Origin of the sequence: Pseudomonas sp. TKO26 (assembly GCF_003225665.1) — a bacterium.
In the GTDB taxonomy this organism is placed as follows: domain Bacteria; phylum Pseudomonadota; class Gammaproteobacteria; order Pseudomonadales; family Pseudomonadaceae; genus Aquipseudomonas; species Aquipseudomonas saponiphila.
Window position 1 is genome coordinate 52282 of sequence record NZ_QKLN01000042.1, and the last position, 13887, is coordinate 66168.

Below are 13887 nucleotides of genomic sequence, written 5' to 3' on the forward strand. Positions count from 1 at the left end.
CCTGGAAAGTTATTTCTACCATGGCCCAATGCATACACCAGCCCATTTCGAAAGCCTTACCAGCCACTTTTCCGGGTCCCATGCCCCGGTGATCCTGCTGCGGCTGTTCATGTACAGCCTGCTGTTCTGCATTCTGATCATCGCCGGCTTCGTGATTCATTGGTCACTTAATGAAACACTGTCCAACTATCGTCGGCAGATGAATGCCGCGGCATTCAAGGCCCAACAATTCTTCAATCAACGGGAAAACCTGTTGAAGGCCATCTCTTCCTCGGTGGTACGCACTAGCGATGATCGCCTTAGTTCTTCCACCCGCCATTTCCTGGCAACTAACGATCAACTGCGAGTATTGCCATTCGGCCATGCAGGGTCATCGCCCTGGGCCCTGGTACTCACTGCCCGCGATCTGATCGAGGTCGACAACACTCGCAGCCAACTGCTCTACATGGCCCCGGAACAGGGCCTGGTCAGCACCCTCTACCAGCCGCCAGGCCGCAAACCCATCTCGTCATCCGAGGACGCCAGCGCCGCCCCCTGGCTCAAGCAGCTTGACCTGCGCACCGCGCAGAACCTGCTGACCCAGCACCCAGGGGCGCGAACCTTGTGGTACTGGACCGGTGCCGACGGCAGCAAGCAGGTGTACCTGCTGCGCCCGGTGGACGAGCAGCACGCCAGCGAGGGCTGGCTCGGCCTGGAGCTCACCGAGGCCGACCTGGCGCTCGACCCGCTGGAGCTGCACCAGGGCAAATACCTGCTCTATGACGCCGACGGCGCGCTGGTGCTGCACAGCGCGAACTGGCAAGTGCCCGTGAGCCTGTCGCACCTGCCGGCCGACGCAGACTCCTTCGGCCTGCACCGCCTGGGCGGGCTGCCCGACTACATCGTGCTCAACCTATCGGTGGGCAACGCCGGCTGGCGCCTGGTGTACTACGCGCCGGTCAGCCAACTGCTGCAAGACAGTTCCGGCCCGCTGTACAGCACCCTGCTGGTGACCTTGCTGCTGTTCGCGGCGATTTTTCTCGGCGCGCGCTATATCCGCCTGCGCCTGGTGGAGCCGGCGATACGGCACTACAGCGCCCTGGCGGACAGCGTCTCCCTCAACCGGCGCTTCATCGAGGTAGCCCCCGTGGGCCTGTGCCTGATGCGCCGCGACAACGGCCGGCTGATCCTCGGCAACGAATCCGGGCGGCGCTGGCTGACCTCGGTCCCCGGCTTGCGCGAACGGATTCTTGGCGAACCGCATGGCCGCGTGCACGCGATTGACCATGCCCTTGAGGATGGCACGTTCATCCAGCTGACCTGCGCGCCCACCGGCTACAACGGCGTGGCAGCGGTGCTGTGCTGCATCAGCGACGTTACCGACTTCAAGGTGGCCGAGCAGTCGCTGCGGCAGGCCAAGCGGCTGTCGGACCGGGCCAACCGCGAGAAAACCCTGTTCCTCAGCACCTTGAGCCACGAGATCCGCACTCCCATGTACGGCATCCTCGGCTCCCTGGAAATGCTCCGTACCACCGCCCTCAGCGCACAGCAGAGCGACTACCTGGAAGCCACCCAACAAGCCTCCTCGGCGTTGATGCGGACCATCAACGACACCCTCGACCTGTCACTGATCGAGTCCGGTCGGCTGAGCCTGAACCACGCGCCGTTCTCGCCGATCCAGTTGGTGGAGGAAGTGGCCTTCAGTTACTCGGCCCGGGCCCGCAGCAAAGGCCTGCGCCTGTACGTGACCCTGGACCCGAATGTCGCCGAGCAGGTGCGCGGCGACGGCGAGCGCATTCGTCAGATCCTCAACAACCTGGTGAGCAACGCCATCAAGTTCACCGAGTCCGGCCATGTGGTGCTGCGCCTGCATGCCCAAACGCCGGCGGGCCAGGCTCCCGGCCTGCGTTTCCAGGTGGTGGACAGCGGCCCGGGAATAGCTCCGGAGTTCCAGGCCAACCTGTTCGAGCCCTATTACCGCGTCCCCAACTGGCTGGAGCAGAAGACCTCGGGCACCGGGCTCGGCCTGGCGATCTGCCAACGACTGGCGCGCATGATGCAGGGTCAGTTGACCGCCGTCAGCGAGCCGGGGCTGGGGTCCAGCTTCAGTTTCAGCCTGGCCCTGGAGCCCTGTAACGCGGCACCGGCGCCCGACCTGCCGCGCCTGGGGCTGACCCCGGTGTATGTACGCGGTGATGTTCAGGAAGTGAACCTCAACCTCTGCCACTGGTTGCGCCGCTGGGGCGCATTGGCGATCCCCTACGTCGCCGACCGCGACCCGCCGAGCCACAAGGCGGTGCTGGTGGAGGCCTTTCTCGGGCCATCGCGGCCGGTGGCCTGGAGCGGCCCGCGAGTGATCATGCACGCTCCCGGCATGGGCCCGCCACGGCGCCAGGCCAGCGACAGCTGGATCGCCCGCACCTTCAGCCTCGACAGCCTGCGCAATGCCGTGGCCCAGGCCCAGTCCGGCATCGTCACCGAGCGCTGCTTCGCCTCTCCCGAGGCCCTGGCTCCGAGCCTGGACCTCAAGCTGCTGGCGGTGGACGACAGCCCGCTGTCGCTGCAGGTGATCGTTCAGCAGGGTCGCTACCTGGGCAACCACATGGAGGCCTGCGACTGCGCCACCGATGCCCTGAAACGCAACGACCTGCTGTCCTTCGACGCAGTGCTGACCGACCTGCAGATGGAACACATGGACGGCCTGTCGTTTGCCCGTGCCCTGCGCAAGAGCGGGTTCCGCGGCCCCATCATCGGCATCACCGGCGAACTTTCACCGGTGCTGCGCAGCCGCTGCGAAGCGGCCGGGATCCGCCAATTACTCATCAAGCCGGTTCCCCTGGACGCCTTGAGCGAGGTATTGCAATCCATCAAGAGGAAAGTCATGTGAGCGTGCCCAAAACCCTGCGCGTCCTGGTGCTGGACGACCACCCGATGCACTGCATGCAGGCCCGGCAACTGCTACTGCAGGCGGGGTTCGGCCCGGTGGACAGCGCCCTGGATGCGCGCCAGGCCCTGGCCATGCTGCACCGCCAGGTCTACGACCTGGTGCTGGTGGACCTGCACATGCCGGAAATGGATGGGGTGCAGTTCATTCACGCCCTGACCGGTGTCGAGCAGGTGCCGATCCTGGCGATCGTTTCATCCTGCTCGCGACGGCTGAGGAACAGCGTCAGCCTGATGGCCAAGGAGCAAGGCCTGGCGGTGCTCGGGACCTTCCCCAAGCCACTGCAAGCAGCCCACGTCGAGCAGATCGGCACCATCATCGGCAACCGCCAGGTCCACGGGATAGCGCCCAGGCCCGAGCATGCGGCGGTGTTCGACCGCCAGTTGCTGGAGCGAGCCATCGAGCGTCGCGAACTCAAGGCCAGGTTCCAGCCGCGGCGCTCGCTGAGCAGCGGCCGGATCGTCGGCGCCGAGGCCCTGGTGCGCTGGGACAGCCCGTCATTCGGCCTGCTGATGCCGGATTCGTTCCTGGCCTCGATCAGCCGCTGCCAGCTGGACCATCAACTGTTGCTGCTGATGCTCGACGATGCGATCCAGGCGCAGCAGCACTGGCAGCGCCTGGGGTATCGCCTCAAGGTCTCGGTCAACCTGCCCACCGGGCTGCTGGACGATCCCGGCCTGCCGGACCAGTTGCAGCGCCTGACCGTTGCCGCGGGGCTGTCCACCAGCGACCTGTGCTTCGAGCTGCTGGAGACTGAACGGCCGCTGTCCCCGGGCCAGTACCACATGGGCGCCAGCCGCCTGCGCCTGAAGGGCTTCGGCCTGGCTCAGGATGATTTCGGCATGGGCTACAGTTCGATGTACGCGCTGATCTCCACGCCATTTACCGAGATGAAAATCGATCGCCACTTCGTCCATGGCGCCGCCGCCGATGACGCCCGTGCCGCGGCCCTGGTGGCGGCGGTGCAACTGGGCCGGCAACTAGGCCTGGAAGTGGTGGCTGAAGGCGTAGAATCGGCCCGCGACCTGGAGTTCTTGCGCTTGATTGGCTGCGATAGCGCCCAGGGCTATCTTATTTCTGCGGCATTGGAGCTGGACGCTTTTACACAATTGCTGGGATGCAGTGTCACACCCCATTTTTCTTCACCCACCCGGCCCGTCTCTCCACATCCATGCCAGACCTCCCGCTACGACGCATTGCACAAAACTTCCGACGACTGAATCTGGTTCTGTTCGTCATCCTGCCCTTGCTGCTGATCATGGGTGGCGCCCTGTTCTGGGGCGGGCAGCGGATCATTCGCCAGGAGCAGGAACGGATTGCCGTGGACTTCAAACTGCTGACCCACTACCTGGGCGAGCAGAAGGCCCTGCTCGAACGCCTGCAGAACGAGCCGTTCGGCGACGACGACCTGCAGAGCACGGCTCGCATCTTTCACCTGATGGACCAGCAGCAGGCACTCGGCGCGACCCTGTTCCAGGGCAACCCGTCGTCTGTGGAAACCCCCTTCACCCTGGTCTGCGAGGACATGCTCCATTGCCCCCTGGACAGCGCGCGAGCTGCGAGCTTCGGCCGCTACCTGGCGGACCTCTACTCCAGCTTCTGGGTCCGCTCCAGTTACCCGGCCTCGGCCTTGCTGGTGGTGGATGCAGACACCGGCAGCAGCTTTGCCGTGCCGACCGTCGGCGCGCACCAGCCGCAACTGTCCGCCGCCCTGGTCATGACCAGCATCCAGGCGATCCGCAACAGCGCCCGCGGCGTCGGCAACGATGAACTCCGCTGGATCAGTCTGCCGGGGTTCGCCGACCACCTGCTGGCCTTCAAGCCCCTGCGCAACCCGCGCTTGAGCGACAGAGCCACAGACACCTATGTCGCCGCCCTGAGCTACCGCCAGCGCATCAATGTCTTTTCCCAGCCAAGGCAACCGACCTTCTATGACGCCTTCTGGCTGGAAAACCAGCGCGATGGCCTGCTGCTGGGGGAACCGCCGAAACCGGCGGACATGGACCGGGCGGTGAACCTGCGCAGCGACGGCCTGGTCTTTCGCGTCAGTGACGCCAGTGCCACCTGGACCGGCTACTACCTGCTGAGCTACCGGACCCTGTTCCTCGGCCATTCCTGGCCCCTGGCGGGGCTCCTCCTGCTGCTGGTGCTCAGCCCCGTGGCCGGCCGCGCCTACACCCGCTGGTATCAGCGCCGGGTCATCGTGCCGGCGCAGCGAGCCCACCGCGAGCTGGTGGAAAGCGAACAGTTCAACCGGACCTTGCTGGAAACCACCCCGGTGGCGCTGTGCGTGTTCCGCCGCGAGCGCAGCCTGATTGTCTTCGCCAACACCCTGGCGCTGAAATGGTTCGATACCCAGGTCGGCCAGAGCCTGCAGGACAGCGGCCTGGAACCGGCGCTGCTGGCAACGATCAGCCAGGCCAGGGAGCCGGGGGAAATCGAAAACTATCAGAGCCACGACGGTCGCTCGTTCTACATCGCCTACGCCCCGACCCGCTACCGCAACCAGGACGTGCTGGTCTGCGCCTTCGCCGACCTCAGCGTCCGGGCCCAGATGGAACAGCAGTTGACCCAGGCGAAACAGACAGCCGACAAGGCCAACAGCGCCAAGTCGGTGTTTCTGGCGACCATGAGCCATGAAATCCGCACGCCGCTGTACGGCGTGCTCGGTTCGCTGGAGCTTATGGGCCTGACCGACCTGGACCGCGAGCAACGCCAGTTGCTCGAACGCATCCAGGTATCCTCGGGCCTGTTGCTGCAGATCATCAGTGACATCCTCGACATCACTCGCATCGAATCCGGCCAACTGTCCCTGGCCGATCAGTCGTTCGACCCCAGGGCGCTGGTACAGCGCTGTACTGCGGCGTTTGTCGACGCGGCGCGAAGCAAGGGCCTACTGCTGTTTGCCTCGGTCGACCCGGCCCTGCCGCCATTGTCGGGCGACCCCGGGCGGATCAGCCAGATCCTCACCAACCTGATCAGCAATGCGGTCAAGTTCACCCATTCCGGACATGTGATCGTGCGGGCCCGCAGCGAGCCCGGCAGCCAGGGGCGGGTGCGCTTGTCACTGCAGGTGGTGGACACCGGGATCGGCATCGGCCAGGAAGAACAGCAGCAGTTGTTCATCCCCTTCTACCAGATCGACGCCCATTCCCACACGGTGCACGGCGCCGGACTGGGCCTGTCGATCTGCGCCCGGCTGGCGACACTGATGGGCACCCAGATCCACCTCACCAGCGAGCTGGGACTGGGCAGCAGCTTCACCATGAGCCTGGAACTGCCGGTGGCGGACGAGGTGCCCGACACGCCTGCGCCGGACCTCGGCGGTACGCAGATCCATGTCCACAGCCCACACCACGAACTGACCGACAACCTGTGCCTGTGGCTGCAAAAATGGGGCGCCCAGGCCAGCCCCCTGGACGCTGCGGCCGCCACGCTCCAAGGCGAAGGCATCCTCCTGCGCCTGCTGGACGACGGCACGCAAGCGCCACCGGCCAGCGGCATGTTGCACATTGACCTCGGCGGGCAGCCCCCGGCCCCAGGCACAAGCCTGGCCGAAGCCTGTGATTTCATGGCCATCGGCCGGTTGATCGAGCGCCGCCTGGGGCGCGCACCAGAGCCCGACGCACCATTGCCGGGCGACTTGAGCGGCCTGCCGGCCCTGGGCCTGAACGTGCTGGTGGCCGAGGACAACCCGATCAACCAGGCGACCCTGAGCCATCAGTTGCAGCAACTGGGCTGTCGCAGCACCGTGGCCGCCGACGGCGCGGAGGCCCTCGACCTGTGGCGAGTGGGCGACTACGACGTGCTGCTGACCGACGTCAACATGCCCCGCATGAACGGCTATGAGCTGACCTGCATCCTGCGGGCCTCGGGGGATGACCGGCCGATCATCGGCATCACCGCCAACGCCATATGCGATGAAGAAGCCCGCTGCCAGGCCGCCGGCATGGACACCTGGCTGGTCAAGCCGGTGCCCCTGCTGACCCTGCGGGCCAGCCTGGCGCGGCTGACACAGTTGGCCCCCGAGGACGATCAAGACCCGTTGCCCGACGCACCGTCGCCCCCCGATAGCGGCAGGCTGCCGGCCAACCTGCAACAGCTTTTCACCCACACCATGAAGCTCGACCTCGAACACCTGCGCCGGGCCCTTGATCAACAAGACTACGAACGCATCTTCCACCTGCTGCACCGGATTCGCGGGTCGTTGGCGGTAGCCGGCCACGAAACCCTGGTCCAACAGCTGGAAGCCTTGGGCCAGAGCCTGCGCGAAGCCGGTTTGACGGCCACCACGCGCACGAATAGCCTGACGCTGTTGCACGCCTTGCAGGACATCAGCCAGCCCGACTGACCTCTCGCAGCACCCGCATCCCTGCGCATCTCCTTTGACGAAAATGGATCGTGTCCACCATGAAAAAAATCCGAGTTGCCCTGGCTGACGATCATCCCCTGGTGCTCGCTGCCGTCAGCGACCTGTTGCACAAGACCGGCAAATATGAAGTGGTGGCCGCCGTCACCACCCCGAGCGCGCTGGTCCAGCAGTTGGCGGACGACCCACGGATCGATGTGGTGATCACCGATTACTTCATGGAGGGCGACGAGACGTTCGGCGACGGCATTCGCCTGGTGACCTACCTGATCCGCCACTTTCCCAGGGTCCAGGTGCTGGTGCTGACCATGATGTCCAACCCGATGATCGTGGCCGCGCTGTATGACATCGGCGTGCGCTCGGTGCTGCTCAAACGCCACGACATGAGCGAACTGCTCAGTGCCCTGGAAAACGTCCGGCTGGGGCGCATCCACCACCCGCCGAGCCTGGTGCCGAACGAATTCCACAGCAGCCCGCTGCGCTCCATGGCCGACGGCCTGAGCAGCCTCACACCCAAGGAATACGAGGTGCTGCGGCACTTCGTGCGCGGTGAGTCGATGATGCAGATCGCCGCCAACCTCAAGCGCAGCGTGAAGACCGTCAGCGCGCAGAAGATCTCGGCGATCCGCAAGCTCAACCTCGACAGCGACCAGGCGCTGGTCGCCTTCTGCCTGGAGTCCGGCGAGTTCCAGTAGGCGCTGGGGCTTGGACAACGACAGCGCCGCGCCCAGGGCTGTACAGCCAAGATTTCATGGCTCTGCCGGGGCAATCCTCAGGGAAACCGTTGCCCTACCTGGGCAGCGGCCGGGGAATCGCCAGCCGGCTGCTGGCCTTGATCTCGCACAGCGCCAGACTCGACTGGATCGAGGCAATGCCCGGCTGGCCCGGGGCACCTGTTCGCCGCCAGGATCAAGCGTCGCGCCCTGTCGCAAAGGCGCATTTATGGCGCCAAACGAATGACATGAATCAGTCACCAATCGAGCCTCCCAACACCCCCTCTCCACGCTGCAGATTTCAAATTAAATCCATATAAAACAATAAGTTAAGCCAAACAAAGCCAAGCCAAAGAATTAACCGTTGACTTAGTAAGGCGCCAAGATAAACTGCGCCTTATGAATATTTTAGAGAACAAACATCACATCATGCTGCAGGCACTGGAGAACATTTCTCCCGAGGCTCGCGAGAGCGTCAGACTGTGCTTCGAACTGCTCTCGGCCGCAGCGGCAATCAACCGCGTCTGTGCTGTACGGCTTGCCCGCTACAGCCTTTCAGAGGGGCGCTTCGTGATCATGCTGACCCTCAAGAGTGCGGGCGGGAAGCTCTCGCCACTGGAGCTCGCGACGCGCTTGTCCATCACCACCGGCACCGTGACCGGACTGCTCGATGGCCTGCAAGGCGATGGCTTCATCAAGCGCAAGCCGGACCCGACGGATCGACGCAAGCTGATCATCAGCCTGACCCCGGAAGGCAAGCAGGTGGTAAACGAAGTCTTTGCCGATCACACCGATTGGATCTGCAGCATTATCGAAGGCCTGAGCGCGGAACAACGCCAGGCACTGACCGAAGCGATCTATTGCATTTCTGCAAGCCCCGCTCTGGCGCTGCAACCTCCTGACAGGGATTAGCGCCGGGCGTCAATGGTAGTAGCAACACATGGAGGTGACTGATGTTGCAGAGTCAAAAGGTAATGACCAATTTCGGCAGGAAGCCGCGTCTTCACAGTAGCGTCGATACGCTCAGGCATGGCCTGGCCTCATTGGAGCGTTACATTCCTCCCCCCCTCTACCGCCACCTGTTCCTCACGCGCATCGCCCGTGCACCACTGGCCATCGAGGGCTTCGAGTTCCGCCCGATACAAAGCCTCTTCGAGTTGGAAGAAGCCCTGCGACTGGTCAACGAGAGTTATGCGCGCCGGGGAATCTCCACCATCTGCCGTGCCGGCATGCGCTTTTCTGCCTTTCACCTGTTGCCCGGCACCACGACCTTCGTCGCGATCAAGGAACAGCAGATCATCGGCACGGTGTCATTGATCGAAGACTCGATGCTGGGCTTGCCGATGGAGGAAGTTCACGGCAACGAAGTACTGCTGCAGCGTTTGTCCGGCCAGCGCCTGGCTGAAGTCGGGACACTCGCGGTATCCGCGCACTATCGTGGCAAGGGTGTGCCACTGATGCTCTACAACGCGATGTTCCGTTGGGCCATGCACTACCGTGGGATTGAACGACTGCTGATCGCCGTACACCCCAGGGCCAGCTCCTTTTATCGCAAGGTGCTGTTCTTCTCGCCGATTGGCCGCGTGGAGCGCTACACCAAACTCAACGACGCCCTCTCGCAGCCCTTGTCACTGGGACTGGCAGACGCCCAGGACACCTTCAAAAGTGTTTACCAGTCCTCCAGCGTCAAGTTTGCGGTGGCGGGACAGAACACCAACTTCTTCGATTTTTTCTGCCAGCGCGACTTCGATGCGATTCGCCTGCCGGCCGATGCGGGCGTGCATCGCTGGCAGGAACAGGAAGTGCTGATCCATATGGCCCGTTGCGGGGTCCATGGCAGGCACCTGGGCAAGCGCATCAAACGGGCGCTGGCCCTGGCGTAAACACGCCCTTCCCCTGCCGATTTTCACACATCATTTCATGGAGGATGAGTCATGGATACGGGATTGCTGCGGGCGATTTACAGAGAAATAACCACCAGACAGCCGTTCACTCGCACACCGGAACCGGAGCTGGTCATGGAGAGCCAGCCCTGCGTCGCGTCTTATGCCAGCAGTGCCGGACAGGGCCAGGCCCTCTCTGGAACCTACCTTTATCACGCGGCGCAGATGTGCGCGCTGATCAAGCCCGGGGACGTGGTCCTGGATATCGGCTGCGGGCCCGCCAGCCTGTTGCTGCAGGTGGCGCGACTCAACCCGCGGGCCGAATTCGTGGGGGTCGACTTATCCAAAAACATGCTCGATATCGCCCGCGATTCGATCCGGCAACAAGGTATCGACAACGTCGAGTTGATTGAGGACGACATGTCTCGCCTGGGCCGGATCGGCGACCGCAGTGTCGACGTGGTGATCTCCTCCATGGCCCTGCACCACCTGGCGAGCCTGGAACAGCTGGAATCGACCTTCAGGAACATCGCCCGGGTGCTGCGTAACGACCGCGCCATTTACCTGAATGACTTCGGACGCCTGAAGTCGACCGAGTCGGTGGATTATTTCGTGCAGCGCGCCAGCGACGGCGCCGATCAGGAAACCCTGCTGGACTACCGCAACTCGCTGTTGGCGGCCTTTTCCCTGGAAGAGTTCCAGACGCTGGCGGCCAGTTATCTGGGGCCTTGCGCCAGGGTCTACAGCACGGCACTGAGCCCACTGATGATGGTGGTCCGCACGCCCAAGCGACGCTGCGTCAAGACCATGAAGCCGGAGTTCAAGCGCCGTTATGCCGCGTTGCCATCCAGCCGCAAGGCCGATGTACAGCAACTGCGCCTGTTCCTGCGGCTGGGAGGGTTGGCCAGTGCTTTCTGAGAGCACCCGCCTGCAGGCCGCCCTGGAGCAGTGGCGCGAAGTGCTGGGAGAGTCGCAAGTGCGCCTCGACCACGCCGGCATCGCCCACGTCCAGCACGACACCATGCATTCACCGGCCTATGCCCGGGCGGTGATCGCGCCGCTGTGCAGCGAGCAGGTGGCGGCCTGTGTAGTCATTGCCCGGCGGCACCGCATCGCCCTGCACCCCATCAGTACCGGCAACAACTGGGGCTACGGTTGCGCCGCTACCGGTCGCGAGCACTGCGTCGTGATGGACTTGTCGGGCATGGCGCGGATCCTGTCGTTCGACGAAGAACTGTCAGTGGTCACCCTTGAGCCGGGCGTTACCCAAGGCGCGCTGGCGCAATATCTGCAGGAACACGACCTGCCCTACCTGACCCCGGTCACCGGGGCCGGCCCCTCTTGCAGCCTGCTGGGCAATGCCCTGGAACGCGGTTACGGCATCACCCCGCAGACCGACCACTTCCAAGCCGTCCTGGCCCTGGAGGCGGTGCTGCCAGACGGCCAGATCTACCGCTCACCGCTGTCGATGGGCGGCGCCAGCCCGTGTTTCAAATGGGGAGTGGGCCCCTATCTGGACGGCCTGTTCAGCCAGAGCGGGCTGGGCATCGTGACCCAGATGAGCCTCGCCCTGGTGAAAAAGCCCCAGGTCATCCAGCCGTTCTATTTCTGGATCGAAGACCCGGCCAGGCTTGGCGCTGCGCTGGAGGGCGTGCGGCGCATCATCGAACAGGCCCAGGGCCAGGTGGGCGGAATCAACCTCATGAACCGCACTCGCCTGCTGACCATGGCCAGTGAAGGCCAGGGCATCGCCGGACTGCCCCGCGAACAGCTGCGCCAGGCAGCCGATAGCCTCGGACTGCCGGCCTGGATGGGTGTCGGCTCGATCTATTGCCACGCGGACCAGTTGCCCTCGCTCAAGCGCATGATCCGCCGCGAACTCAAGGGCTTTGCCAATCGCTCGATGTTCAGGACCCGTCGCCAGCTGAGCCTGGCCCATGCCCTGTTGCAGCGGCTGCCGGGGAGTTGGGCGCGGCGCTGGCAGCGGACCCTGGAAAAGATGTTGCAAGGCGTTGAATTGATGGCCGGACGACCCAACGAGGTCGCCCTGCCGCTGGCCTACAGCGCAGGGGCCGAACCGCCTCCCGGGCCGGGATTGAACCCCGCGCGCGACCACTGCGGGCTGATCTGGTACGCCCCGATACTGCCGTTCAAGAAGCAGTTGATCGAAGACTTCCTGCACGCCATCAGCGAGCAGTGCCAGACCCAGGACATGCTCTGCCCGATCACCCTGACCACGCTCTCGACCCGAGCCATTGACTGCACCGTGCCACTGCTGTTCGCACGCAACGACCCTCTGGCATCCGCTCGGGCCCATGACTGCTATCAGCAACTGTTCCAGCTGGGCAAGGCTCATGGGATCGTGCCCTATCGCGTCCCGGTGGCCTTCATGCCGCTGCTGGCAGACCGGGAACAAGCTGCCTGGCAACTGGGGGCTCGCCTCAAGCACGCCCTCGACCCCCATCATCTGCTCTCGCCAGGCCGCTACTGCCTGCCTGCCGACACCCGAGCGCCCCTTGCCAACCCCGAGCCGGTAGCCTGCCATGAGTGAAGACACCACCCACCTGATCAATCAGGGACTGATCGAGACCCGCAACCTGGCGCAGTGCCTGGCCGTTGACCAGACCGCGCTGGCCACGGCCATTGCCGGCCGGCTCGATGACAGCCTGGGACAGGCGCTGATCGCCGCCGCCCAGGCCACCGAGAAACAGGGCATCTCGAAAAGAATCGCCGCCCTGGGGCTGGCTCTCGGGCAATGGCTGGAGCATGCCCCGCCTTCCGTACGGCAACAGGCCTGGAGCCAGTTGCAGGCCCATCCATCGGACACCGTGCGCAGTTGGGCCGCCTTCGCCAATGCCTACCGCGAACGCAACCAACCCCTGGCCACTGCAATCCAGAGCCAGTTGCACTTTGCCTGCGACAGCCACTTCGGCGTGCGCGAATGGGCCTGGATCGCCTTGCGGCCATTGCTCAGCCAGGACCTGGCGACGGCCCTGTCCCTGCTGCGCCAATACACGCTCAGTGACGACCCGCTGATCCGCCGTTTCAGCATTGAGGTCCTGCGCCCCCGAGGCGTCTGGTGCGAGCACATCGCCGCCCTCAAGAACACCCCGGAATTAGCCGAACCGCTGCTGGTCCCGCTGCTCGCTGAAAGCCAGAAATACCCTCAGGACTCGGTCGCCAACTGGCTCAACGATGCCAGCAAAACCCGCCCGGACTGGGTTCGCCAGCTGTTTCAGCGCTACCCGCCTGCTTGCAAAGCCTCCCACAGGATTCACACCCGGGCTACCCGAAGCCTGTCTCACTAGCAAAAAGGAGTTACTCATGTCTCTCAAGGAAAAGCTGCAAGGTGCAAAACAGCAGATGGCCGAACAACTGCCGGGCGAGATCCTGCAGAAGTTCGGCGCATCACTGCAGTCACTGGTAGACAGTGGCCTGGCCGCGAAAGCCCTGAAAGCCCAGGACAAGGCGCCTCTGGCGGTGCTCAAGGATCCGGATGGCCAGGATGTCGACCTGCGTCAACTGCTCGACAAGGGTCCTCTGGTGCTGGTGTTCTACCGTGGCCTGTGGTGCCCGTTCTGCAACCTGGCCTTGAGCGCCTACCAACAGATGGTCGGCGACCTGGCAGCCTCCGGCGCCACCCTGGTCGCGGTTTCGCCACAGACACCGCAATCCTCGGCCAAGACCCGTGAAGCGCTGGGCATTCGCTACTTGCTGCTCAGCGACCCGGAAAACCGCCTGGCCAAGCAATACGGCATTGTCTTCAAGCTTGAGGATGAACTGGACGCGGTCTATCGCTCGCTGGGCGCCGACTTGAAAGTCTTCAACGCTTCGCACGCCCTGACGCTGCCCATGGCCAGCGCCTTTGTGATCGGCCAGGACGGGGTGATTCGCCACGCCTTTATCAATGTCGACTACTCGGAACGCGTCGAGCCGCAAACCCTGATCGAGGCCGTTGGCCGCTAAACCGATCAACCCCGGCCGAAGGCCGTCACACCT

At 64.0% G+C, this 13887-nt stretch carries 10 protein-coding genes and 1 pseudogene; 10 read left to right on the plus strand and 1 reads right to left on the minus strand.

The window, feature by feature from the left end; all coding sequences use genetic code 11:
* The first annotated feature begins 28 nt into the window (after positions 1-28).
* Genes DNK59_RS30460 through DNK59_RS30475 form a run of 4 tightly spaced genes read left to right on the plus strand, consistent with a single transcriptional unit; the run spans position 29 to position 7987 of the window.
* On the plus strand, positions 29-2866 hold the full coding sequence (locus DNK59_RS30460) for an ATP-binding protein (protein ID WP_110725711.1): 2838 nt from the start codon (positions 29-31) through the stop codon (positions 2864-2866).
* A complete protein-coding gene (locus DNK59_RS30465) occupies positions 2863-4143 on the plus strand; it encodes an EAL domain-containing protein (protein WP_110725712.1) in 1281 nt (426 codons plus the stop codon). The genes DNK59_RS30460 and DNK59_RS30465 overlap by 4 nt, the downstream gene beginning before the upstream one ends.
* Positions 4095-7274: a hybrid sensor histidine kinase/response regulator gene (locus DNK59_RS30470; protein WP_256596737.1), complete on the plus strand. Its 3180-nt coding sequence runs from the start codon at positions 4095-4097 to the stop codon at positions 7272-7274. The genes DNK59_RS30465 and DNK59_RS30470 overlap by 49 nt, the downstream gene beginning before the upstream one ends.
* A gap of 59 nt (positions 7275-7333) precedes the next feature.
* Positions 7334-7987 carry a response regulator transcription factor gene (locus tag DNK59_RS30475; protein WP_092313772.1) on the plus strand — a complete coding sequence of 218 codons (654 nt, stop codon included), beginning with the start codon at positions 7334-7336 and terminating at the stop codon, positions 7985-7987.
* A 94-nt stretch (positions 7988-8081) separates the two neighbouring features.
* Here DNK59_RS30475 and DNK59_RS32215 read toward each other — a convergent pair.
* Positions 8082-8174, minus strand: a pseudogene (locus tag DNK59_RS32215) (Lrp/AsnC family transcriptional regulator); the annotation flags it as partial.
* Between the two features lie 230 nt (positions 8175-8404).
* Between DNK59_RS32215 and DNK59_RS30485 the strand changes: the two are divergent.
* The 6 genes from DNK59_RS30485 to DNK59_RS30510 all read left to right on the plus strand — a co-directional run bounded on the left by DNK59_RS30485 (position 8405) and on the right by DNK59_RS30510 (position 13854).
* Positions 8405-8917, plus strand: a complete 513-nt coding sequence (locus DNK59_RS30485; protein WP_092313769.1) for a MarR family winged helix-turn-helix transcriptional regulator — start codon at positions 8405-8407, stop codon at positions 8915-8917.
* A 41-nt stretch (positions 8918-8958) separates the two neighbouring features.
* Complete coding sequence (locus DNK59_RS30490) at positions 8959-9888, plus strand: GNAT family N-acetyltransferase (protein ID WP_092313766.1); 930 nt, start codon at positions 8959-8961, stop codon at positions 9886-9888.
* A 135-nt stretch (positions 9889-10023) separates the two neighbouring features.
* A complete protein-coding gene (locus DNK59_RS30495) occupies positions 10024-10806 on the plus strand; it encodes a class I SAM-dependent methyltransferase (protein ID WP_244168866.1) in 783 nt (260 codons plus the stop codon).
* A complete protein-coding gene (locus tag DNK59_RS30500) occupies positions 10796-12439 on the plus strand; it encodes an FAD-binding oxidoreductase (protein WP_177431323.1) in 1644 nt (547 codons plus the stop codon). The genes DNK59_RS30495 and DNK59_RS30500 overlap by 11 nt, the downstream gene beginning before the upstream one ends.
* Positions 12432-13196, plus strand: a complete 765-nt coding sequence (locus tag DNK59_RS30505) for a DNA alkylation repair protein (RefSeq protein WP_110725714.1) — start codon at positions 12432-12434, stop codon at positions 13194-13196. The genes DNK59_RS30500 and DNK59_RS30505 overlap by 8 nt, the downstream gene beginning before the upstream one ends.
* Positions 13197-13212: 16 nt before the next feature.
* Entirely contained in the window at positions 13213-13854 is a 642-nt protein-coding gene (locus DNK59_RS30510; RefSeq protein ID WP_092313753.1) for a peroxiredoxin-like family protein, read from the plus strand.
* The last annotated feature ends 33 nt before the right edge of the window (positions 13855-13887 follow it).

Coding starts and splice junctions, on each gene's coding strand:
- DNK59_RS30460 (WP_110725711.1), top strand. CDS start 29: ATGCATACACCAGCCCATTTCGAAAGCCTTACCAGCCACTTTTCCGGG.
- DNK59_RS30475 (WP_092313772.1), top strand. CDS start 7,334: ATGAAAAAAATCCGAGTTGCCCTGGCTGACGATCATCCCCTGGTGCTC.
- DNK59_RS30470 (WP_256596737.1), top strand. CDS start 4,095: ATGCCAGACCTCCCGCTACGACGCATTGCACAAAACTTCCGACGACTG.
- DNK59_RS30495 (WP_244168866.1), top strand. CDS start 10,024: ATGGAGAGCCAGCCCTGCGTCGCGTCTTATGCCAGCAGTGCCGGACAG.
- DNK59_RS30485 (WP_092313769.1), top strand. CDS start 8,405: ATGAATATTTTAGAGAACAAACATCACATCATGCTGCAGGCACTGGAG.
- DNK59_RS30510 (WP_092313753.1), top strand. CDS start 13,213: ATGTCTCTCAAGGAAAAGCTGCAAGGTGCAAAACAGCAGATGGCCGAA.
- DNK59_RS30490 (WP_092313766.1), top strand. CDS start 8,959: ATGTTGCAGAGTCAAAAGGTAATGACCAATTTCGGCAGGAAGCCGCGT.
- DNK59_RS30505 (WP_110725714.1), top strand. CDS start 12,432: ATGAGTGAAGACACCACCCACCTGATCAATCAGGGACTGATCGAGACC.